Below are 21,275 nucleotides of genomic sequence, written 5' to 3' on the forward strand. Positions count from 1 at the left end.
GCATGCGCATGCCCGTCGTCATTCTCCACCGCGTGTCGGAGGGACGGACGACGACGGCCGGCCACCTCCCCCACTGGGGGACGTGACCGGCCGTCGTCTGCGCACGCTCCGGTGCGCCCGATTGATCCGGGCTGCGGGCTCAGTCCTGCTTGGTGTAGGCACCTTCCGCCATGTCCTCAAGCTCGCGGCCCTTGGTCTCCGGGACCCATTTGAGCACGAAGACCAGGGACAGCAGCGCCGAGACCGCATAGAAGCCGTAGGCGAAGACGAGCGAGAGCTCCGCCATGGACGGGAAGACCGTGGAGATCACGAAGTTCGCCGCCCAGTTGGCCGACGCCGTCACCCCCAGCGCGATGGCGCGGATGCGGTTGGGGAACATCTCCCCCAGCAGCAGCCACATGAACGGGCCCCAGGTGGCACCGAAGAACAGCACGAACACGTTGGCCGAGATCAGGGCGACCACGCCCCAGGCCCCGGGGAGCTGGACGTCGTCGCCGACGGTGACGGCCTGGGAGAAGGCCACCGCCATCATCCCGAGGCCCAGGGCCATGCCGGCGGAGCCGACGGCCAGCGGAATGCGGCGGCCCACCTTGTCCACGATGATGATGCCGACCACGGTGGCCACGATGTTCACCGTGGTGGTGATGACCTGGATCAGGAACGACTGGTCCTCGGGGATGCCCACCGACTGCCACAGCGTGTTGGAGTAGTAGAAGATCACGTTGATCCCCACGAACTGCTGGAAGACCGCGAGCCCCAGGCCGACCCACACGATGGGCATGACCTTGCCGGAGACCAGCAGGTCGCGCAGTCGCTGCCGGGACTCCATGTTGATCGTCCGGCCGATCTCCTGGATCTTCGCGCGGATCTCGTCGTCCTGGCGCAGGCCCACGACCTCCCGCAGCACCGTCGCCGCGCGGGCGTCGTCGCCCCGCGAGACCAGGTAGCGCGGCGACTCCGGGATGGAGGTGGCCAGCAGGCCGTAGATCAGGGCGGGGATCGCCTCGATGAGGAACATCCAGCGCCAGGCGTCGACGCCGAACCACAGTTCCCCGGACGCCCCACCGGCGAGGTTGGAGATGAAGGCGTTGGAGACGGCCGCGGCGAAGATCCCGATGACGATGGCCATCTGCCACAGCGAGCCCAGGCGTCCCCGGAGGTTGGTGGGCGCGACCTCGGCGATGTAGGCCGGGGCGATCACCGAGGCCATGCCGACGCCGACGCCGCCGAGCACGCGCCAGACGATCAGGTCCACGGTGTCGAAGGCCAGGCCGGAGCCCAACGCGGAGATGAAGAAAGCTGCGGCGGCGATGAGCATGGCGCGCACGCGACCCAGACGGTCCGAGAGCGTGCCGCCGATCCAGGCGCCGACCATGCAGCCCAGCAGAGCGGAGGAGACGGTGAAGCCGATCAGGACCTCAGAGAGGCCGAACGTGTCTTGGATGGCGCCGACCGCACCGTTGATGACGGCGGTGTCGAAGCCGAAGAGGAAGCCGCCGAACGCGGCGACCAGCACGACCCATGTCACGGCGGTGACCGCGGGGTCCTGCGATCGTGTGGTGGTGATGCTCATCAGAGGGTGATCCTTTGAGTCGAAGAGGTCTGAACCGGTGAGCTGCGTCCTATGAGCCAGGTCGCAACGCATGCGAACTGTGGCACCCTACATCACCGGGCAGGAAGCGCTCTCAGCCGCTCCGCACGCCATTAGTGGAACATCACCCCTGGTCAGAGAGCTATAGCGCTGGAGCAATCGATGCGTGACTCCGCACACTGCGTGCGAAAGATCACATCAGTCGATGTCATGGGTGTCACAGCAGGAATCGCATGACAGTCCGTCCGCGGCTCAGGATCCGCGTGACGGGCGCATGGCCCTAGTCTGCTCCGCACGGCCGGCCAGCTGATCGTCGGGCGGGTAGTCCACAGACTCCAGCACCAGTCCTCGCGGCGGGGCCAGCCGCACTGCGGCGTCCCAGCTGGGCGTGCCCAGCCGCTCCATGAGCCAGCCCGACTCACGGCGCCCCTCCCCCACGTCGATCGTCGCGCCGATCAGGGCCCGCACCATGTGGTGGCAGAAGGCGTCCGCGGTGAGCCGGGCCGCGATGACGCCGTCGTCCCCGCGTGCGATGCTGAACTCCTGCAGCTCTCGGATGGTCGTGCTCATCTCCCGGGGCCGGCAGAAGCTGCCGAAGTCATGCAGCCCCAGCATCCCGACGGTCTCAGCTGCCATGATCGCGTCGTCCAGCCGCGCGCGATGCCAGGCGGTGTCCGCCCGACGCAGCGGATCCCGCAGCGCGGGATGGTCGGCGATCCGGTAGGTGTAGGTGCGGCTCAGGGCCGAGAACCGGGCGTCGAAGCTCGCCGGGACCTCGGCGGCGCTGTGGACGACGACAGCCCCGTCCTCGCGGGCCAGCACCCCGCCCAGCCGGCGCAGGATCGCCTCCTCGGGCGCGATGTCCCGGCCCCGTGACAGACCTTCCCATTCGGCGCGGCTCAGGTCCAGGTGCACCACCTGGCCTCGGGCGTGGACCCCGGCGTCGGTCCGCCCGGCGACCACGACCTTCACAGGCCGACGGATCAGGGTGGCCAGCGCCTCGGTGAGCACACCCTCTACGGTGCGCAGCCCCGGCTGGGCGGCCCAGCCGCGGTAGGCGCCGCCGTCGTAGGCCAGGTCGAGTCGGATCCGCACATCTGCCATGGACACCAGGGTATCCGGGCTCCGCACCGCAGCCCGCACACGCAGAAGCCCCCGATCCCCTGCAGGGGATCGGGGGCTTCTGCGATGCCGAGGGCGCATCGTCACGGCGTGCTGACGATGCGCGGCGCGGAGAACCCGTCAGGACAGGCGCTCTGCCGGATCATCGGACCCGAAGGCCCGGAAGGGTCACTTGTCCTCGATCTCCTCGGAAGTCTCCTCAGCCGGAGTCTCCTCAGCCGGAGTCTCCTCGGTGACCTCCTCGACCTGAGTGTCCTCGGCGACCTCCTCGACCGGCTCCTCCTCGACCGGGGCGGCGGCGGCCTGCTCGGCCTCCTTCACCACAGCCTGCTTCGGGGAGACCGGCTCCATGACGAGCTCGATGACAGCCATGGGGGCGTTGTCGCCCTTGCGGTTGCCGATCTTGGTGATGCGGGTGTAGCCGCCCTCGCGCTGGGCCATGGCCGGAGCGATCACAGTGAACAGCTCGTGGACGATGGCCTGGTTGGTCGAGTTCTTGGCGCTGATCTTGCCGACCACCTGGCGGCGAGCCGCGAGGTCACCCTTCTTGGCGATGGTGATCAGGCGCTCTGCGTACGGACGCAGACGCTTCGCCTTGGTCACCGTGGTGGTGATCGAGCGGTGCTCGAACAGGCTGGCCGACAGGTTGGCCAGCATCATCTTCTCGTGCGACGGGCTCCCGCCCAGGCGCGGTCCCTTGGTGGGGGTAGGCATGGTCTCGTTCTCCTTGGATGGTGCGCCGCCGGGTCACAGCCCCCGCGACGCGCAGATGATGTCGTGTGCGTCAGGCGCTCAGAACTGCTGCTCGCCCTCGAGGTACTCGCCCTCGCCCGCCTCCTGGAAGCGCGCGGCGGTCGGGTCGAAGCCCGCCGGGGAGTCCTTCAGGGACAGGCCGAGCTCGGTGAGCTTGTCCTTGACCTCGTCGATGGACTTCGCACCGAAGTTGCGGATGTCCATCAGGTCGGCCTCGGAGCGTGCCACGAGCTCACCCACGGTGTGGATGCCCTCGCGCTTGAGGCAGTTGTAGGAGCGCACCGTCAGCTCCAGGTCCTCGATGGGCAGAGCCATGTCGGCGGCCAGGGCGGCGTCGGTCGGCGAGGGGCCGATCTCGATGCCCTCGGCGGCGACGTTGAGCTCCCGGGCCAGCGAGAACAGCTCGACCAGCGTGGTGCCCGCGGATGCCAGTGCATCGCGCGGAGCCATCGACGGCTTGGCCTCGACGTCGACGATCAGCTTGTCGAAGTCGGTGCGCTGCTCGACACGGGTCGCCTCGACCTTGAAGCTCACCTTCAGGACCGGGGAGTAGATGGAGTCGACCGGAATGCGGCCGATCTCCGAGTCCGCGACCTTGTTCTGCGAGGCCGACACATAGCCGCGGCCGCGCTCGATGGTCAGTTCCATGTCCAGCTTGCCGTCCTCGTTGAGGGTGGCCAGGTGGAGGTCGGGGTTGTGGACCTCCACACCCGCCGGCGGAGTGATGTCCGCGGCAGTGACCTCACCCGGGCCCTCCTTGCGGAGGTAGGCGACGACGGGCTCGTCGTGCTCGGAGGACACGGAGAGCCGCTTGACGTTGAGCACGAGCTCGGTGACGTCCTCCTTGGCGCCGGCGACGGTGGTGAACTCGTGGAGCACACCGTCGATCCGGATGCTGGTCACAGCCGCGCCCGGGATGGAGGACAGCAGGGTGCGACGCAGCGAGTTGCCGAGGGTGTAGCCGAAGCCCGGCTCCAGGGGCTCGATGATGAAACGCGAACGGTGGTCAGCGACGACTTCTTCGGTCAGCGTGGGGCGCTGTGCAATGAGCACTGGTGGTTCCTTTCAGAGTGCATCCGCTATATGACGCAAACTCAGCGATGATGATGCTCACCTCCGCCGCGGCCCGGGAGGCCGCGGCGGAGATCGGTGTCGTATAGAAGGTCGCTCAGACGCGACGGCGCTTCGGCGGGCGGCAGCCGTTGTGCGCGCTCGGGGTGACGTCCGTGATGGAGCCGACCTCGAGGCCGGCGGCCTGCAGGGAGCGGATGGCGGTCTCGCGCCCGGAGCCCGGGCCCTTGACGAACACGTCGACCTTGCGCATGCCGTGTTCCTGGGCACGCTTGGCGGCCTGCTCCGCGGTCATCTGCGCCGCGTAGGGAGTGGACTTGCGGGAGCCCTTGTGTCCGACCTCGCCCGACGAGGACCACGAGATCACGGCGCCGGTGGGGTCCGTGATGGACACGATCGTGTTGTTGAAGGTGGACTTGATGTGGGCCTGGCCCTGGGTGATGTTCTTGCTGGCCTTGCGGCGCGGCTTGCGAGCCGCTGCGCGTGACTTGGGGGGCATATCTTCTCCGTGACTCAGTTGGTCTGATCAGCGTGTGCCGGCCTGTCCGGGACCCCGGAGGCCGAGGGCATACGCAGAACTACTTCTTCTTGCCTGCGACGGTCCTCTTCGGACCCTTGCGGGTGCGGGCGTTGGTCTTGGTTCGCTGACCGCGGACCGGCAGGCCACGGCGGTGGCGCAGGCCCTGGTAGGAACCGATCTCGACCTTGCGCCGGATGTCGGCGGCGACCTCACGACGGAGGTCACCTTCGACCGTGAAGTTCCCCTCGATGTAGTCACGCAGAGCGACCAGCTGGTCGTCGCTGAGGTCCTTCACACGGGTGTTCGGGTCGATCTGGGTGGCCTCGAGGGCCAACTGGGCGCGGGTGTGCCCGACGCCGTAGATGTAAGTGAGTGCGATCACCGTGCGCTTGTCGCGCGGGATGTCGACACCTGCCAGACGTGCCACGTGGCAGTCCTCCTTGTTCTTGTCCGAAGGTCTTCAGCAGTGCGTTCCCTCTGGGACGTCCCCGATACGGTGATCGACGGCGTCCGGCGTCGGAGGTGAGGCCGTCAGCGGGTCTCCGGCCCTCGGCAACCGGAGGTGGAACCGTGCAGCTCATCCACGGTGTGCACTGCCATCATCATTGAGCTGTGGTCGAGCGCCCGGGCGCCCTCACTTCATCCAGGTGGGAGAAGGTGAGGAGCTCAGCCCTGGCGCTGCTTGTGGCGCGGGTTCTTGCAGATCACGCGGATCACGCCGTTGCGGCGGATCACCTTGCAGTCAGAGCAGATCTGCTTCACGCTGGGGTGAACCTTCATGGCTTTCCTCTTTACTTGTAGCGGTAGACGATACGTCCACGGTTGAGGTCATACGGGCTCATCTCCACCACGACCCGGTCCTCCGGGAGGATCCGGATGTAGTGCTGGCGCATCTTGCCCGAGATGGTGGCGAGCACCACGTGGTCGTTCTCCAGACGCACGCGGAACATCGCGTTCGGAAGGGCTTCGGTCACCCGGCCCTCAACCTCGATCACACCTTCTTTTTTACCCATATGCTCCACACCGTTCGCGACTCCCCCGTCCGGTCGATGCACGACGACGGCGACAGCACCCGTCGATCCGGACCGCGGCGCACTGCACCGCCTGACCCGTGATCATGAGGAATGATGCCGCCGCACGTGACGTGCGGGCCGGGAGAATCTGGTTCTGTTTCTGACAGACGCCGCTGGGCTCCCTCCGCTCCCGGTGAGACCGGAAGCGCAGGACGCCCGCCGGTCTGCGGGCACGGCTGAACCACAGAGACAACCAGCAGTCAATACTACCCGACACCGAGTCGTCGCGGCAATTCGCCGCAGGAGGACCCGGGGGGTCAGCGGTGAGGAGGGCGGACCGGGGCCGGCAGCCGCGGTCGACCCGAGTGTCGATCAGCGGATCGGCACGGGGGTCACGCCGAGCGGCTCCAGCTCGGAGGCCCCGCCGTCGGGTGCGGTCAGCACCCAGATCCCGCCCTCGTGGCGGGCCACCGAGTGCTCCCACTGGCTGGCCCGGGACCCGTCCTCCGTGACGACCGTCCAGTCGTCGTCGAGGACCCGGGTCTCGATGCCGCCGCGGGTGAGCATCGGCTCGATGGCCAGCGCGAGGCCCGGCTTGATCCGGGTGCCCTTCATGCCCGTGGAGTAGTTGAAGACGTCCGGAGGCAAGTGCATGGCCGAGCCGATCCCGTGGCCCACATAGTCCTCGAGGATCCCCAGCCGCTCGCCGGGCTGGGAGACGACATGCTCCTCGATCGCTTCACCGATCTCCCCGACGTGGCGGGCCGTGGCGAAGGCGGCGATGCCGCGCCACATGGCCTGGCGCGTGATCTCCGAGAGACGCTCGTCGCCGGCGTCGGCGGTCCCGTCCTGGGAGGAGCCCAGGATCACCGTGCGCGCCGAGTCCGAGTGCCAGCCGTCGATGATGCAGCCGCCGTCGATCTTCAGCACGTCGCCGGTCTGCAGGACACGGCCTCCGGGGATCCCGTGGACGACCTCGTCGTTGACCGACGCGCAGATGTGCCCAGGGAAGCCGTGATAGTTCAGGAAGTTCGGCTTCGCCTCGTGGTCGGCGAGCACCTCGGCGAAGACCGCGTCGAGCTCCGCCGTGCTCCGTCCGGGCTCTGCCGCGGCGACGGCGGCGTCGAGCGCCTCACACAGCACTGAGCCGGCGGCGTCCATGGAAGCCAGCTGCTCAGGTGTCTTGAGCTCGACGCGGGGTCGGGAGAACATCAGCCGCGGATCGCTTCCATGATGCGTCCGTAGACCTCGTCGATCTCGCCCAGCCCGTCGACCTGGCGGAGCAGGCCGCGGGAGTCGTACTCGGCGATCATCGGCGCGGTCTCGGTCTCGAAGAGCTCCAGACGACGGCGGATCGCGGCCTCATCGGCGTCATCCTCGCGCCCTTCGATCTCGGCGCGCTTCTTGAGCCGCTGGGTCAGCTCCTCACGGTCGGCGGTGAGCTCCAGCACGACGTCGAGCTCCACTCCCAGGCGGGAGAGCATCTCATCGAGCGCGGTCACCTGGGTGCGGTTGCGGGGGTAGCCGTCCAGCAGGAAGCCGTCCTTCGCGTCCTCCCAGGACAGGCGGTCCTCGACCATGCGGTTGGTCACCGAGTCCGGGACGAGCTCGCCGGCGTCGACGTAGGTCTGGGCCTCCCGGCCCAGCTCCGTCCCGCCCTTGATGTTGGCCCGGAAGATGTCACCGGTGGAGATGGCGACGATGCCCAGCTCCTCGGCGATCTTCTTCGACTGGGTTCCCTTGCCCGACCCGGCGGGTCCGACGATCAGCATTCGCGTCATCGCAGCAGCCCTTCGTAGTTCCTCTGTTCCATCTGAGCATTGATCTGCTTCACCGTGGTCAGACCCACACCCACCATGATGAGGATGGAGGTTCCGCCGAACGGGAAGTTCTGGTCGGCGCGGATCAGCACGAAGGCGATCAGCGGGATCAGGGCGATGAAGCCCAGATACAGCGAGCCGGGGAACGTGATGCGGGAGATCACGTAGGCCAGGTAGCTCTCCGTGGGCCGGCCGGCGCGGATCCCGGGGATGAACCCGCCGTACTTGCGCATGTTCTCGGCCACCTCGTTCGGGTTGAACGTGATGGTCACGTAGAAGTAGGTGAACCCGATGGTCAGCAGGAAGAAGATCACCATGTACACCGGGTGGCTCTGCGTGCCGAAATACGTCTGGATGAGCTCGGCGAACCGGCCGGGCTCTTCTCCCGGGGCCGGCTGGTTGAACTGGATGTACACCGAGGGGAGCATCAGCACCGAGGAGGAGAAGATCACGGGGATGACACCGGCCATGTTGACCTTGATCGGAATGTAGGTGGAGGTTCCGCCCACCGTGCGACGGCCGACCTGGCGCTTCGCGTACTGGACCGGCACACGCCGCTGGGACTGCTCCACGAAGACCACTGCGGTGATGATGACCAGGCCGATCAGCATCACCAGGGCGAAGGTCCGCCAGCCCTGCACGGTCCAGATCTGACCCATGGCGCCGGGGAAGCCGGCGGCGATGGAGACGAAGATCAGGATGGACATGCCGTTGCCGACGCCGCGCTCGGTGATCTGCTCGCCGAGCCACATGATCAGCGCCACGCCCGAGGTCAGCACGACGATCATCAGGACGATGACCCACAGGGAGTCGTTCGGGATGATGGGGATGTCACAGCCCAGCAGCGCACCCGTGCGGGCCGTGGCGACCAGCGTGGTGGCGTTCAGCGTGGCCAGTCCGATGGTGAGGTAGCGGGTGTACTGCGTCAGCTTCGCCTGCCCCTGCGGGCCCTCCCGCTGCAGCGTCTCGAAGCGGGGGATGACCACGCGCAGCAGCTGCACGATGATGGCCGCAGTGATGTAGGGCATGATGCCCAGGGCGAAGACCGAGACCTGCAGCAGCGCACCGCCGGAGAACATGTTCACGAAGGAGTAGAGGCCCCCTTCCGTGGAGCCCAGCTCGAGACACTGCTGGACGGCGCCGTAGTCCACCCCGGGGGCCGGGATGAAGGCTCCGATCCGGTAGATCGTGATGATCCCGATCGTGAACCAGATCTTGCGGCGCAGGTCGGGCGTCTTGAACACCCTGGCTAGTGCGCTGAACACGCGTCCTCCTGTGGATGGTGCCTCGGCATGGCGTCAGTGGTCGCCGCCGAGGTCCGGCGGCCACACAGACAGCCATACTAACGTCACATGCGGGAACGATGAGAATCGTCTCCGAGATCCGGACCACAGCCGGAGCTCCTGATCACATGGCGGCGAGGCGGAACATGGGGTGGGTGGAGATGCACGACGGCCCCCGTCGCACGCGACGGGGGCCGTCAGACATCAGCGATGGGTCGCTCAGTCCTGTGCCGGAGCCGGACGCAGGTCCAGCGTCGTGACCGAACCGCCGGCCTCGGTGATCTTCTTCTCGGCCGAGGCGGAGAAGGCGTGGGCCTTCACCTGGACCGCCGAGGAGATCTCACCGGAGCCGAGCACCTTGACGGGGCGGCCCTTCTTGGCCACGCCCTTGGCGATGAGGATCTCCGGAGTGACCTCGCCGCCGGAGGGGAAGAGCTCCCCCAGGGTGGAGAGGTTCACCGGGGAGAACTCGACCCGGTTCGGGTTCTTGAAGCCGCGCAGCTTCGGAAGGCGCATGTGCAGCGGCAGCTGCCCACCCTCGAAGCCGGCGCGGACCTGGTAGCGGGCCTTGGTGCCCTTGGTGCCGCGGCCTGCGGTCTTGCCCTTGGACGCCTCACCACGGCCCACACGGGTGCGGGCCTTCTTGGAGCCGGGGGCCGGACGCAGGTCGTGGACCTTGAGGACCTCAGACTCGGCAGCGTTGTTCTCTGCCATCACTTGGCCTCCTCAACATTCACGAGATGCTTCACAGTGTTCAGCATGCCCACGGTGACGGCGTCCGCGTCACGGACCACGGTGTGGCCGATCCGCTTCAGACCCAGCGAACGCACCGTGTCACGGTGCTTCGGCGTGGCGCCGATGGTGGACTTCTTCTGAGTGATCTCCAGCTTGTGGTCGCCGGGGACCAGGTTCTTGGCGGTGGTGTAGTTGACCGTCACCCTCATGCACCTGCCTTCTGCGCACGAGCCTCGCGGTCCGCCTCCATGGTGCGGAGCATCGGGGCCGGTGCGACCTCGTCGAGGGCCTTGCCGCGGCGAGCCGCCACAGCCTGAGGCTCCTCGAGCTGCTTCAGAGCGTCGATGGTGCCGTGCACGATGTTCAGCGCGTTCACCGAGCCCATGGACTTGGTGAGCACGTCGTGGATGCCGGCGCACTCCAGCACGGCGCGAACCGGACCACCGGCGATCACACCGGTACCCGGGGAGGCCGGACGCAGCAGCACGACGCCCGCGGCGTCCTCGCCCTTGACCAGGTGCGGGATGGTGGAGCCCACGCGCGGCACGCGGAAGAAGTTCTTCTTGGCCTCCTCCACGCCCTTCTGGATCGCGGCGGGCACCTCCTTGGCCTTGCCATAGCCGACGCCGACCATGCCGTCGCCGTCGCCGACGACGACCAGCGCGGTGAAGCTGAAGCGACGACCGCCCTTGACGACCTTGGAGACGCGGTTGATGGTCACGACGCGCTCCAGGAACTTGTCCCGGTCGTCGTCGCGGCCGCCACGGCCACGGCCCTCGCCGCGGCCACGACCGCCGCGGCCACCACGGCCGCCGCGCTCGTCACGACCGCCGCGGCCGGAGCTCTTGTCAGCGGCCTGCTGGGTCTCGCCGGCCTGGGGCTGCTGAGCAGCCTGGGCGGCGTTCTCGTTGGCCTCAGTCACAGATGAGTCCTTCACAGTGTTGTCGGTGTTCTCACTCACAGCTTCAGACCACCCTCCCGAGCGCCGTCAGCGACGGCGGCCACGCGACCGTGGTACTTGTTGCCGCCGCGGTCGAAGACCACGGCCTCGATGCCGGCAGCCTTGGCGCGCTCGGCGATCAGCTCGCCGACCTTCTTCGCCTTGGCGGTCTTGTCGCCGTCGAAGCTGCGCAGGTCCGCCTCCATGGTGGTGGCGGAGACCAGAGTGCGGCTGCGGTCGTCGTCGACGACCTGAGCGACCATGTGGCGCGATGAGCGGGTGACCACCAGGCGCGGACGCTCGGCGGAACCGCTGATCTTCTTGCGCAGGCGGAGGTGACGACGGCCGCGGGCAGCGGACTTCGACTTGCCCTTGATACCAATAGCCATGCGTTACTTACCTGCCTTTCCGGCCTTGCGGCGAATCTGCTCGCCCTCGTAGCGCACGCCCTTGCCCTTGTACGGGTCAGGCTTGCGCAGCTTGCGGATGTTGGCGGCGACCTCGCCGACCTGCTGCTTGTCGATGCCGGAGACCGCGAGCTTGTTGGCGCCCTCGACCTGGAAGGTGATGCCCTCGGGGGCCTTCACCTGGATCGGGTGCGAGTAGCCCAGGGCGAACTCGAGGTCCGAGCCCTTCGCCTGCACGCGGTAACCGGTGCCGACGATCTCGAGCTTCTTGGTGTAGCCGTCGGTGACACCGATGATCATGTTGTTGATCAGGGTGCGGGTCAGGCCGTGCAGGGAGCGGGACTCGCGCTCGTCGTCGGGACGGGTCACCGTGATGGTGCCGTCCTCGATGGCGACGTCGATGCCCTCGGCGAGGGTCCGCTGGAGCGAGCCCTTCGAGCCCTTCACGGAGATCTCACGGCCGTCGAGGGAGACCTCGACGCCGGCAGGGATGGTGATCGGAAGACGACCGATGCGTGACATTGTGCTTCGACTCCTTCCGGTTACCAGACGTAGGCGAGGACTTCCCCGCCGACGCCCTTCTTGGCAGCCTGCCGGTCCGTGAGCAGACCGGAAGAGGTGGACAGGATCGCGATGCCCAGACCGCCCAGCACGTGGGGGAGGTTGTTGGACTTCGCATACACCCGGAGACCGGGCTTGGAGATGCGGCGCAGGCCGGCGATCGAACGCTCACGGTTCGGGCCGAACTTGAGGTCGATGACCAGGGTCTTCCCGACCTCGGCCTCCTCCTCGCGCCAGTCAGTGATGTAACCCTCGGCCTTGAGGATGTCGGCCACCCGCACCTTCAGCTTGGAGCTGGGCATGGAGACCTGGTCGTGGTAGGCCGAGTTGGCGTTGCGCAGACGCGTCAGCATGTCTGCGACTGGGTCAGTCATTGTCATGTGGGGCGTGTGCCCTTCCTCGCCGCGGTTTCCGATCTCCGAAGGGACTCAGCGTCCCCGACAGGGTCGGGGCCGATGGAACCTCTGGTGAAGGGACCTGCGGCGTAGTGCTTACTGTTCGGTCTTGAAGGGGAAGCCGAGCGCCTTCAGCAGCGCGCGGCCCTCGTCGTCGGTCTTGGCGGTGGTCACCACGGTGATGTCCATGCCACGAGCACGGTCGATCGCGTCCTGGTCGATCTCGTGGAACACCGCCTGCTCGGTCAGACCGAACGTGTAGTTGCCGTTGCCGTCGAACTGCTTGGGGCTCAGGCCGCGGAAGTCACGGATGCGCGGCAGCGCAAGGGTGACGAGGCGGTCGATGAACTCCCACATGCGGTCGCCGCGCAGCGTGGTGTGCGCACCGATCGGCTGACCCTCGCGCAGCTTGAACTGCGCGATGGACTTCCGGGCGCGGGTGACCTTCGGCTTCTGGCCGGTGATGTTGGTCAGGTCGCGCACGGCGCCGTCGATGAGCTTGGAGTCGCGTGCGGCCTCGCCGACGCCCATGTTGACCACGACCTTGACCAGGCCGGGGACCTCCATGACGTTGCCGTAGCCGAACTCGCCCTGCAGCGCCTCGCGGATCTCGGAGCGGTACTTGGTCTTCAGACGGGGGGTGATCTTCTCGGTCACGCTCTGCACCTCGGTCATCACAGGTCCTTTCCGGAGGCCTTGGCGTACCGGACGCGCACAGTCTTGGTGCGGCCGTCACGCTCGACGGTCTCCTCCCGGTAGCCGACCCGGGTGGGCTTGCCCGACTCCGGGTCCACCACGGCCACGTTGGAGATGTGGATGGGGGCCTCGGACTCGACGATGCCGCCCTCGGTGTTGCCGAACTGGCCGGCACGGAGGTGGCGCTTCACACGGTTGACGCCCTCGACGACGACGCGCTCCTCGCGCGGCCGCACCTCGAGGACCTTGCCCTGCTTGCCCCGGTCCTTGCCGGTGAGGATCTGGACGAGGTCGTCCTTCTTGATCTTTGCCATGAGTCAGAGCACCTCCGGCGCGAGCGAGACGATCTTCATGAACTTCTTGTCGCGCAGCTCACGACCCACCGGCCCGAAGATACGGGTACCGCGGGGCTCCGGGGTGTCACCCTTGAGGATGACGGCAGCATTCTCGTCGAAGCTGATGTAGGAGCCGTCGTTGCGGCGGGTCTTCTTCTTCGAACGGACGAGCACAGCCTTGACGACGTCGCCCTTCTTGACGTTGCCGCCGGGGATGGCGTCCTTGACGGTGGCGACGAAGGTGTCGCCGATGCCTGCGTAGCGGCGTCCCGATCCGCCGAGAACACGGATGACCAAGAGTTCCTTGGCCCCGGTGTTGTCAGCGATCTTCAGCCGCGATTCCTGCTGGATCACGTGGATAATCTCCTGTCGTCTCGCCGGTTCTCGTCGTCCATCCGACGAGCCTTGCGGAACTTCTACGGGAACACTCCCCCGCCGCTTACCCCCGTGGTCCATCGCGTCAGACGCGATCTGTCACTGTCCACGGGGCCGAGGCGGCCTTGGGGGACGTGCGCTTTCCTCAACCCTCCCGGTCTGGCGACCGGAGACGAGGGCCCGCGGGATGGATGGTCCCGCTGCAAGGGCGCACAGCCTCAATATCATACCTGAAAACAGTTCGGGACCCAACTCACCGCGGTGAGTCGGGTCCCGAACCGTCAGCCGGCCCCTCCGGGCCGGGGTGCCGTGCCGCGCTCCCCACAGGGAGCGCGGCACGGGATGCTCATCAGTCGATGATCACTTGGCCTTCTCGATGATCCGCACCAGGCGCCAGCGCTTCGACGCCGACAGCGGGCGGGTCTCCGAGATGAGCACGGTGTCGCCGATGCCGGCGTCGCCGTTCTCGTCGTGAGCCTTGAACTTCGAGTGCCGCTTCATGACCTTCCCGTACAGGGAGTGCTTCCTGCGGTCCTCGACCTCGACCACGATGGTCTTGTCCATCTTGTCGGACACGACCACACCACGCAGGTTCTTGCGGTAGTTGCGCTCGGTGCCCTGTGCTTCGGTGTTCTTCTCGCTCATGCTCAGTCCTCAGCCTTCTCTTCAGCAGCCTCTGCCTCGGCGCCGACCATCTCACGGATGCCCAGCTCGCGCTCCCGCAGGACCGTGTAGATCCGGGCGATGTCACGCTTGACGGCCTTCAGGCGGCTGGAGCTCTCCAGCTGACCGGTGGCGGACTGGAAGCGCAGGTTGAACAGCTCCTCCTTGGCGGAGCGCAGCTGCTCGGCCAGCGAAGCGTCGTCCATGGTCGAGAGCTTCTCGACCGTCAGATCCTTCGAACCGACTGCCATCGTCACTCACCACTCTCTCGGCTGATCACGCGTGCCTTCATCGGCAGCTTGTGGATTGCCAGACGCAGGGCCTCCTTGGCGACCTCTTCGCTGACACCGGACAGCTCGAACATCACGCGTCCGGGCTTCACGTTGGCGACCCACCACTCGGGCGAGCCCTTACCGGAGCCCATGCGGACCTCGGCGGGCTTCTTGGTCAGCGGCTGGTCCGGGTAGATGTTGATCCAGACCTTTCCGCCTCGCTTGATGTAGCGGGTCATCGCGATACGTGCCGACTCGATCTGCCGGTTCGTCACGTAGGCGGGGCCCAGGGCCTGGATGCCGTACTCGCCGAAGGCGAGTTCGGTGCCGCCCTTGGCCTGGCCGCGGCGCTTGGGCTTGTGCGGCTTGCGGTACTTGACTCGACGGGGCATCAGCATCAGCTCTGTCCTCCTTCAGCTGCAGACTCGGCAGCCGCCGGAGCGCCCTGCTGGTCCCGGCTGCGACCGCCGCGACGACGACGCTCGCCGCCGCCGGCACCGCCGCGACCGCCACGACCGCCCCGGCCCGAAGGCTGGGAGGCCTGCTGAGCGGCCAGCTCCTTGGCGGTCAGGTCACCCTTGTAGACCCAGACCTTGACGCCGATCCGACCGAAGGTCGTCTTGGCCTCGTGCCTGCCGAAGTCGATGTTGGCGCGCAGGGTGTGCAGCGGCACGCGACCCTCGCGGTAAAACTCCGAACGGGACATCTCCGCACCGCCCAGGCGTCCGGCGCACTGGATGCGGATGCCCTTGGCGCCGGCACGCATGGCCGAGGAGATGGACTTCTTCATCGCGCGGCGGAAGGCCACACGGGAGGCGAGCTGCTCGGCCACACCCTGGGCGACCAGCTGAGCGTCGGTCTCGGGGTTCTTGACCTCGAGGATGTTCAGCTGGATCTGCTTGCCGGTGAGCTTCTCCAGCTCGCTGCGGATGCGGTCCGCCTCGGCGCCGCGGCGGCCGATCACGATGCCCGGACGTGCCGTGTGGATGTCCACACGGACGCGGTCACGGGTGCGCTCGATCTCGACCTTGGAGATGCCGGCGCGCTCGACGCTCTTGTTCAGCAGCTCCCGGATCTGGACGTCTTCCTTCACGAAGTCCTTGTAGCGCTGACCCGGCTTGCTCGAGTCGGCGTACCAGTGGGAGACGTGGTCAGTGGTGACACCCAGACGGAAACCATTCGGGTTGATCTTCTGTCCCACTACTGATCCCCACCTTTCTCTTCCGTACCGACCACGACGGTGACGTGGCTGGTGCGCTTGTTGATGCGGTACGCCCGACCCTGGGCGCGCGGACGGAACCGCTTCATGGTCGGTCCCTCGTCCACTCGGGCCTCGGTGACGTAGTAGTCGTCCTCATTGAAGGCGACACCGGCCTGGTCCGCGTGCTGGCGAGCGTTCGCCAGCGCGGAGGCCACCACCTTGTACACCGGCTCCGAGGCGCCCTGCGGGGCGAACTGGAGGATCGCCAGCGCCTCGTTGGCCTGCTTGCCGCGGACAAGGTCGACGACGCGCCGGGCCTTCATAGGCGTCACACGCAGGTAGCGCGCAATTGCCTTGGCTTCCATTGCTTTCCTTCTCTCGTCTCTCGATCGAAGAGGCTTCACGTTCACTCATCCCGTGAGGGGATCAGCGACGCTTGCCCTTCTTGTCGTCCTTCACATGGCCGCGGAAAGTGCGGGTCAGCGCGAACTCGCCGAGCTTGTGCCCGACCATCGACTCGGTGATGAACACCGGGATGTGCTTGCGACCGTCGTGCACTGCGATCGTGTGGCCGAGCATGTCCGGAATGATCATCGAACGGCGGGACCAGGTCTTGATGACGTTCTTGGTGCCCTTTTCGTTCTCAGCCACGACCTTCAGGTACAGGTGCTGATCAACGAAGGGGCCCTTCTTCAAGCTGCGTGGCATGTCTCCAGGCTCCTATCGCTTGTTCTTGTTCCGACGGCGACGCACGATGAGCTTGTCGCTCTCCTTGTTGGGACGACGAGTGCGACCCTCGGGCTTGCCGTTCGGGTTGACCGGGTGGCGACCACCGGAGGTCTTGCCCTCACCACCACCGTGCGGGTGGTCCACCGGGTTCATGACCACACCGCGCACGGTCGGGCGGATGCCCTTCCAGCGGTTGCGGCCGGCCTTGCCCCAGTTGATGTTGGACTGCTCGGCGTTGCCCACCTGGCCGACCGTCGCGCGGCAGCGGACGTCGACGTTGCGCACCTCACCGGAGGGCAGACGCAGCTGGGCGTACTTGCCCTCACGGGCGACCAGCTGGATGGAGGCTCCGGCGGAGCGGCCCAGCTTGGCACCGCCGCCCGGACGCAGCTCCACCGCGTGGATCACGGTACCCAGCGGGATGTTGCGCAGCGGGAGGTTGTTGCCCGGCTTGATGTCAGCGTTCGGGCCGGACTCCACCGGGGCACCCTGCTCCAGCTTGGCCGGAGCCAGGATGTAGCGCTTGGTGCCGTCGGCGAAGTGCAGCAGGGCGATGCGGGCGGTGCGGTTCGGGTCGTACTCGATGTGCGCGACCTTCGCCGGGACGCCGTCCTTGTCCGAGCGACGGAAGTCGATCAGCCGGTACTGGCGCTTGTGACCGCCGCCCTTGTGGCGAGTGGTGATCTTGCCCGAGCTGTTGCGGCCGCCCGACTTGGACAGCGGGCGCAGCAGGGACTTCTCCGGGGTGTCCCGGGTGATCTCTGCGAAGTCGGCCACCGACGAGCCGCGCTGGCCCGGGGTGGTCGGCTTGAGGTTACGGATAGCCATGTTCTTCTTCCTCGATTAAGTGGTCTCCGCGGGGCTCAGCCCAGCGGACCTCCGAAGATGTCAATGTTGCCCTCGCGCAGGGTGATGATCGCGCGCTTGGTGGCGTTGCGAGATCCCCAGCCGAAGCGCGTGCGCTTCCGCTTGCCCGGGCGGTTGATGGTGTTGACGGAGTCGACCTTCACCGAGAAGATCTTCTCCACGGCGTACTTGATCTCCGACTTGGTGGCCTTGACGTCGACGAGGAAGGTGTACTTGCCCTCGTCGATCAGGCCGTAGGACTTCTCCGAGACGACCGGTGCGATGACCACGTCCCGGGGGTCTTTCTCGGTCAGGACGCTCACTTCGTCTCCTCCTTCTCGGCGCCCGCCTGCTGCGCGAGGAAGGCGTCATAGCCGGCCTGGGTGAACACCACGTCGTCAGAGACGACGACGTCATAGGTGTTCAGCTGGTCCGAGTACAGCGTGTGGACGTGCGGCAGGTTGCGGGTCGACAGCGCGGCGACGTCGTCGCTGCGGTCGATCACGACCAGCCAGTTGCGGTTCGCGCCGCCCAGGGAGGCCAGGGCCTCCTTGGCGGCCTTGGTGGACGGGGTCTCAGAGACCAGAGCGTCCACGACGTGGATCCGTCCGTTGCGCGCCCGGTTGGAGAGGGCGCCGCGCAGAGCGGCGGCCTTCATCTTCTTGGGGGTGCGCTGGGCGTAGCTGCGCGGGGTCGGGCCGTGGACGATGCCGCCGCCGATCATGTGCGGGGCGATCATCGAACCCTGGCGCGCGCGGCCGGTGCCCTTCTGGCGGAACGGCTTCGCCGTGGTGCCGGACACCTCCGCACGGGTCTTGACCTTGTGCGTGCCCTGACGGGCTGCAGCCTGCTGCGCGACCACGACCTGGTGGATCAGGGCGACGTTGGTCTTGGCGTCGAAGACCTCGGCAGGGAGGTCGACGGAAACCTTGTTGGCCATGTGGATCATGCTCCCTTCACTGCCGTGCGGACCAGGACGACCTGGCCGCGAGCACCGGGGACGGCGCCCTTGATGAGCAGCAGGTTCTTCTCGGCGTCCACCGCGTGGACGGTGAGGTTGTGCGTGGTGTGGCGCTCGTTGCCCATGCGGCCGGCCATGCGCAGACCCTTGAAGACGCGACCCGGAGTGGCGGCGCCACCGATCGAGCCCGGCTTGCGGTGGTTCTTGTGCTGACCGTGCGAGGCGCCCACACCGGCGAAGCCGTGACGCTTCATGACGCCGGCGAAGCCCTTGCCCTTGGTCTTGCCGACGACGTCGACCTTCTGGCCGGCCTCAAAGGCTTCGACGGAGAGGTTCTGGCCGGCCTCATAGGCAGAGGAGTCGGCGGTGCGGACCTCGACGAGGTGGCGACGCGGGGTCACACCGGCCTTGGCGAAGTGGCCCGCCAGCGGCTTGGTGACCTTGCGCGGGTCGATCTGGCCGTAGCCGATCTGCACCGCGTTGTAGCCGTCGGTCTCGTCAGTGCGGACCTGCGTGATGACATTGGAGTCGGCCTGGACGACAGTGACCGGAACGAGGTTGTTGTCCTCGTCCCAGACCTGGGTCATGCCGAGCTTCGTGCCCAGCAGTCCCTTGACGTTCAGTTCGACGCGGGAAATGTTGGTCATAGTTCTCTCAGCACCTCCCTGCTTCAGAGCTTGATCTCGATGTTGACATCTGCAGGCAGGTCGAGTCGCATCAACGAGTCGACCGCCTTGGGGGTGGGGTCGACGATGTCGATGAGGCGCTTGTGGGTGCGCATCTCGAAGTGCTCGCGGCTGTCCTTGTACTTGTGGGGAGAACGGATCACGGCGTACACGTTCTTCTCGGTGGGCAGCGGCACGGGGCCCACTACCGTCGCACCTGCGCGCGTGACCGTGTCAACGATCTTCCGGGCTGAGGTGTCGATGACCTCGTGGTCATACGACTTCAGCCGGATGCGGATTTTCTGTCCCGCCATGGCGTCTGCCTCTTTCTGGTCAGTGCTTCTTCGTCTGGTCTTCTCGCAGTCCACCGCTGCGGCAGAGCATCACGCTCCCAGAAAAGGCATCGCCCCATCCCCGTCTCGCGACAGGCCTGAGCGGCACTCCCCTTCTGCAGTTGTGGACTGCGCATCAGGCAAGGCCGTGATGCACACCCCGGTCAGGCCGAACCCGTCATGATGACGGGCTGCTCGCCCCGCCGGACTCCGACCCCCGCGGTCGGGCGTGTCGCTTTGATGAGCGGAGAACTCCGCGCACAGCAGGACACACCGCGCAGATCGGGCTGGACTTCGATCAGATTGACAGCTCATCGGCGCCTGATGACACCGGGATTCGGGCGACCCCTGGGGAGCGGGCCGGCGATCATATCGCCTGCCGCAGCCATCTCAGGGCGCACTCGTCCGTGAGCAACTTGTCCATCTTGACAGAAAAACCTCCAGCACGCAAAACAAGGGCCCCCGACGTCCTGGTGGACATCGGGGGCCCTTGTGCGCCCTCAGGAGGAGGTCAGGTCCTGACCTGGGCCCTCCTGCGGATCAGCCGGGGGGATCAGATCACTTCAGGATCTTGGTCACACGACCGGAGCCGACGGTGCGGCCACCCTCGCGGATGGCGAAGCCGAGGCCCTCCTCCATGGCGATGGGCTGGATGAGCTCCACGGTCATCTCGGTGTTGTCACCGGGCATGACCATCTCGGTGCCCTCCGGCAGGGAGATCACACCGGTCACGTCCGTGGTCCGGAAGTAGAACTGCGGACGGTAGTTGGTGTAGAAGGGGTTGTGACGGCCGCCCTCGTCCTTGGACAGGATGTAGACGTTCGCCTCGAAGTCGGTGTGCGGGGTGATCGAGCCCGGAGCGGCGACGACCTGGCCGCGCTCCACGTCGTCACGCTTCAGACCGCGCAGCAGCAGACCGCAGTTCTCGCCGGCCCAGGCCTCGTCGAGCTGCTTGTGGAACATCTCGATGCCCGTGACGGTGGTCTTCTGCTTCTCGCGGATACCGATGATCTCGATCTCGGAGTTGATCGACAGGGTGCCGCGCTCGGCGCGACCGGTGACCACGGTGCCGCGACCGGTGATGGTGAAGACGTCCTCGATCGGCATCAGGAACGGCTTGTCCTTGTCGCGCTCCGGCTCCGGGATGAACTCGTCGACGGCGTCCATCAGGTCCTCGACGGTCTTGACCCACTCGGCGTCGCCCTCGAGGGCCTTCAGACCGGAGGTGCGGATGACCGGAGCGTTGTCGCCGTCGAACTCCTGGTCCGACAGCAGCTCGCGGACCTCCATCTCGACGAGGTCCAGCAGCTCCTCGTCCTCGACCATGTCGGCCTTGTTGAGGGCGACCAGCAGCGCGGGGACGCCGACCTGGCGGGCCAGGAGGACGTGCTCACGGGTCTGGGCCATCGGACCGTCGGTGGCGGCGACCACGAGGATCGCACCGTCCATCTGAGCGGCACCGGTGATCATGTTCTTCACGTAGTCGGCGTGGCCGGGAGCGTCGACGTGCGCGTAGTGACGCTTCTCGGTCTGGTACTCGACGTGGGAGACGTTGATCGTGATGCCGCGCTCGCGCTCCTCGGGAGCGTTGTCGATGGACGCGAAGTCACGCTGCTCGTTCAGGTCCGGGTACTTGTCACCCAGCACCTTGGAGATGGCGGCGGTCAGAGTGGTCTTGCCGTGGTCGACGTGACCGATGGTGCCGATGTTGAGGTGCGGCTTGGTCCGCTCGAACTTTGCCTTGGCCACAGGTTCCTCCTATAGAACTTGTTCAGGTCAGAAGACTTGCTATCAGCCGCACAGGTGAACAGGCTGAAACTCTCGCAAGTCTACTGGGGCGCATGGTATTTGGTGAAATTCTCCGGATGGCCTGCGGGCCCGGGTTCACCGGTTCCCGCATGGGTGTTGCGACGACGGGACGACTCCGGAGCTCATCCCGCCCTCGGTCCGCTTCCCCCGGCGACCGGGACGGTCCCCGGGGGAAGCGGA

At 66.7% G+C, this 21,275-nt stretch carries 32 protein-coding genes; all 32 read right to left on the minus strand.

The window, feature by feature from the left end; all coding sequences use genetic code 11:
• Window positions 1-139: 139 nt before the first annotated feature.
• The gene (locus ABD658_RS06750) at window positions 140-1,573 is read right to left on the minus strand and encodes a sugar porter family MFS transporter (protein ID WP_344684324.1); all 1,434 of its coding nucleotides are present in this window, start codon (window positions 1,571-1,573) and stop codon (window positions 140-142) included.
• A gap of 270 nt (window positions 1,574-1,843) precedes the next feature.
• Window positions 1,844-2,695, minus strand: coding sequence for a tRNA pseudouridine synthase A (locus ABD658_RS06755; protein WP_344684326.1), 852 nt, complete (start codon window positions 2,693-2,695; stop codon window positions 1,844-1,846).
• Between the two features lie 186 nt (window positions 2,696-2,881).
• Window positions 2,882-3,427: a 50S ribosomal protein L17 gene (rplQ, locus tag ABD658_RS06760; protein ID WP_344684328.1), complete on the minus strand. Its 546-nt coding sequence runs from the start codon at window positions 3,425-3,427 to the stop codon at window positions 2,882-2,884.
• Window positions 3,428-3,505: 78 nt separating this feature from the next.
• Window positions 3,506-4,519, minus strand: a complete 1,014-nt coding sequence (locus ABD658_RS06765; protein ID WP_311024500.1) for a DNA-directed RNA polymerase subunit alpha — start codon at window positions 4,517-4,519, stop codon at window positions 3,506-3,508.
• A gap of 115 nt (window positions 4,520-4,634) precedes the next feature.
• Complete coding sequence (gene rpsK, locus ABD658_RS06770) at window positions 4,635-5,036, minus strand: 30S ribosomal protein S11 (RefSeq protein ID WP_070162535.1); 402 nt, start codon at window positions 5,034-5,036, stop codon at window positions 4,635-4,637.
• Between the two features lie 79 nt (window positions 5,037-5,115).
• A complete protein-coding gene (gene rpsM / locus ABD658_RS06775; protein ID WP_344684332.1) occupies window positions 5,116-5,484 on the minus strand; it encodes a 30S ribosomal protein S13 in 369 nt (122 codons plus the stop codon).
• A 239-nt stretch (window positions 5,485-5,723) separates the two neighbouring features.
• On the minus strand, window positions 5,724-5,837 hold the full coding sequence (gene rpmJ / locus ABD658_RS06780; RefSeq protein ID WP_070162531.1) for a 50S ribosomal protein L36: 114 nt from the start codon (window positions 5,835-5,837) through the stop codon (window positions 5,724-5,726).
• An 11-nt stretch (window positions 5,838-5,848) separates the two neighbouring features.
• A complete protein-coding gene (infA, locus tag ABD658_RS06785) occupies window positions 5,849-6,070 on the minus strand; it encodes a translation initiation factor IF-1 (protein WP_070162529.1) in 222 nt (73 codons plus the stop codon).
• Window positions 6,071-6,442: 372 nt separating this feature from the next.
• Complete coding sequence (gene map, locus ABD658_RS06790; protein ID WP_170922716.1) at window positions 6,443-7,282, minus strand: type I methionyl aminopeptidase; 840 nt, start codon at window positions 7,280-7,282, stop codon at window positions 6,443-6,445.
• Window positions 7,282-7,851, minus strand: a complete 570-nt coding sequence (locus ABD658_RS06795) for an adenylate kinase (RefSeq protein ID WP_311024501.1) — start codon at window positions 7,849-7,851, stop codon at window positions 7,282-7,284. The genes map and ABD658_RS06795 overlap by 1 nt, the downstream gene beginning before the upstream one ends.
• Window positions 7,848-9,155 (minus strand): preprotein translocase subunit SecY, encoded by a 1,308-nt coding sequence (gene secY, locus ABD658_RS06800; protein WP_311024502.1) that lies wholly within the window; start codon window positions 9,153-9,155, stop codon window positions 7,848-7,850. The genes ABD658_RS06795 and secY overlap by 4 nt, the downstream gene beginning before the upstream one ends.
• A gap of 237 nt (window positions 9,156-9,392) precedes the next feature.
• Window positions 9,393-9,887: a 50S ribosomal protein L15 gene (gene rplO / locus ABD658_RS06805; protein WP_311024503.1), complete on the minus strand. Its 495-nt coding sequence runs from the start codon at window positions 9,885-9,887 to the stop codon at window positions 9,393-9,395.
• Complete coding sequence (gene rpmD, locus ABD658_RS06810; protein ID WP_070162524.1) at window positions 9,887-10,117, minus strand: 50S ribosomal protein L30; 231 nt, start codon at window positions 10,115-10,117, stop codon at window positions 9,887-9,889. The genes rplO and rpmD overlap by 1 nt, the downstream gene beginning before the upstream one ends.
• Entirely contained in the window at window positions 10,114-10,869 is a 756-nt protein-coding gene (gene rpsE, locus ABD658_RS06815; RefSeq protein WP_311024504.1) for a 30S ribosomal protein S5, read from the minus strand. The genes rpmD and rpsE overlap by 4 nt, the downstream gene beginning before the upstream one ends.
• Complete coding sequence (gene rplR / locus ABD658_RS06820) at window positions 10,866-11,237, minus strand: 50S ribosomal protein L18 (protein WP_070159069.1); 372 nt, start codon at window positions 11,235-11,237, stop codon at window positions 10,866-10,868. The genes rpsE and rplR overlap by 4 nt, the downstream gene beginning before the upstream one ends.
• Before the next feature lie 3 nt (window positions 11,238-11,240).
• Window positions 11,241-11,777: a 50S ribosomal protein L6 gene (rplF, locus tag ABD658_RS06825; protein WP_344684338.1), complete on the minus strand. Its 537-nt coding sequence runs from the start codon at window positions 11,775-11,777 to the stop codon at window positions 11,241-11,243.
• Window positions 11,778-11,797: 20 nt separating this feature from the next.
• Window positions 11,798-12,196, minus strand: a complete 399-nt coding sequence (rpsH, locus tag ABD658_RS06830) for a 30S ribosomal protein S8 (RefSeq protein WP_070159067.1) — start codon at window positions 12,194-12,196, stop codon at window positions 11,798-11,800.
• 111 nt (window positions 12,197-12,307) lie between these two features.
• Complete coding sequence (gene rplE / locus ABD658_RS06835; protein WP_070159066.1) at window positions 12,308-12,886, minus strand: 50S ribosomal protein L5; 579 nt, start codon at window positions 12,884-12,886, stop codon at window positions 12,308-12,310.
• Complete coding sequence (gene rplX / locus ABD658_RS06840; RefSeq protein ID WP_070159065.1) at window positions 12,886-13,221, minus strand: 50S ribosomal protein L24; 336 nt, start codon at window positions 13,219-13,221, stop codon at window positions 12,886-12,888. The genes rplE and rplX overlap by 1 nt, the downstream gene beginning before the upstream one ends.
• A gap of 3 nt (window positions 13,222-13,224) precedes the next feature.
• Complete coding sequence (gene rplN, locus ABD658_RS06845; RefSeq protein ID WP_070159064.1) at window positions 13,225-13,596, minus strand: 50S ribosomal protein L14; 372 nt, start codon at window positions 13,594-13,596, stop codon at window positions 13,225-13,227.
• Window positions 13,597-13,977: 381 nt separating this feature from the next.
• Window positions 13,978-14,262 (minus strand): 30S ribosomal protein S17, encoded by a 285-nt coding sequence (gene rpsQ, locus ABD658_RS06850; RefSeq protein WP_070159063.1) that lies wholly within the window; start codon window positions 14,260-14,262, stop codon window positions 13,978-13,980.
• Window positions 14,263-14,264: 2 nt separating this feature from the next.
• A complete protein-coding gene (rpmC, locus tag ABD658_RS06855) occupies window positions 14,265-14,531 on the minus strand; it encodes a 50S ribosomal protein L29 (protein ID WP_070159062.1) in 267 nt (88 codons plus the stop codon).
• A gap of 2 nt (window positions 14,532-14,533) precedes the next feature.
• Window positions 14,534-14,950, minus strand: a complete 417-nt coding sequence (gene rplP / locus ABD658_RS06860) for a 50S ribosomal protein L16 (RefSeq protein ID WP_070159061.1) — start codon at window positions 14,948-14,950, stop codon at window positions 14,534-14,536.
• The gene (gene rpsC / locus ABD658_RS06865; protein WP_344684344.1) at window positions 14,950-15,753 is read right to left on the minus strand and encodes a 30S ribosomal protein S3; all 804 of its coding nucleotides are present in this window, start codon (window positions 15,751-15,753) and stop codon (window positions 14,950-14,952) included. Before rpsC ends, rplP begins: the two co-directional genes overlap by 1 nt.
• Window positions 15,753-16,118, minus strand: a complete 366-nt coding sequence (gene rplV / locus ABD658_RS06870; RefSeq protein WP_070161783.1) for a 50S ribosomal protein L22 — start codon at window positions 16,116-16,118, stop codon at window positions 15,753-15,755. Before rplV ends, rpsC begins: the two co-directional genes overlap by 1 nt.
• Window positions 16,119-16,179: 61 nt before the next feature.
• Window positions 16,180-16,461: a 30S ribosomal protein S19 gene (gene rpsS / locus ABD658_RS06875; protein WP_070161785.1), complete on the minus strand. Its 282-nt coding sequence runs from the start codon at window positions 16,459-16,461 to the stop codon at window positions 16,180-16,182.
• A gap of 12 nt (window positions 16,462-16,473) precedes the next feature.
• Complete coding sequence (gene rplB, locus ABD658_RS06880; protein ID WP_070161787.1) at window positions 16,474-17,310, minus strand: 50S ribosomal protein L2; 837 nt, start codon at window positions 17,308-17,310, stop codon at window positions 16,474-16,476.
• Window positions 17,311-17,345: 35 nt separating this feature from the next.
• Window positions 17,346-17,651 (minus strand): 50S ribosomal protein L23, encoded by a 306-nt coding sequence (rplW, locus tag ABD658_RS06885; RefSeq protein ID WP_070161789.1) that lies wholly within the window; start codon window positions 17,649-17,651, stop codon window positions 17,346-17,348.
• Window positions 17,648-18,268 (minus strand): 50S ribosomal protein L4, encoded by a 621-nt coding sequence (gene rplD, locus ABD658_RS06890; protein ID WP_311024507.1) that lies wholly within the window; start codon window positions 18,266-18,268, stop codon window positions 17,648-17,650. The genes rplW and rplD overlap by 4 nt, the downstream gene beginning before the upstream one ends.
• A 5-nt stretch (window positions 18,269-18,273) precedes the next feature.
• On the minus strand, window positions 18,274-18,936 hold the full coding sequence (gene rplC / locus ABD658_RS06895) for a 50S ribosomal protein L3 (RefSeq protein ID WP_344684347.1): 663 nt from the start codon (window positions 18,934-18,936) through the stop codon (window positions 18,274-18,276).
• 23 nt (window positions 18,937-18,959) lie between these two features.
• Entirely contained in the window at window positions 18,960-19,268 is a 309-nt protein-coding gene (gene rpsJ / locus ABD658_RS06900) for a 30S ribosomal protein S10 (protein ID WP_022871716.1), read from the minus strand.
• 576 nt (window positions 19,269-19,844) lie between these two features.
• Window positions 19,845-21,035 (minus strand): elongation factor Tu, encoded by a 1,191-nt coding sequence (tuf, locus tag ABD658_RS06905; protein ID WP_070161794.1) that lies wholly within the window; start codon window positions 21,033-21,035, stop codon window positions 19,845-19,847.
• Window positions 21,036-21,275 lie beyond the last annotated feature (240 nt).

Origin of the sequence: Nesterenkonia aethiopica, from assembly GCF_039534665.1 — a bacterium.
GTDB lineage: Bacteria > Actinomycetota > Actinomycetes > Actinomycetales > Micrococcaceae > Nesterenkonia > Nesterenkonia aethiopica.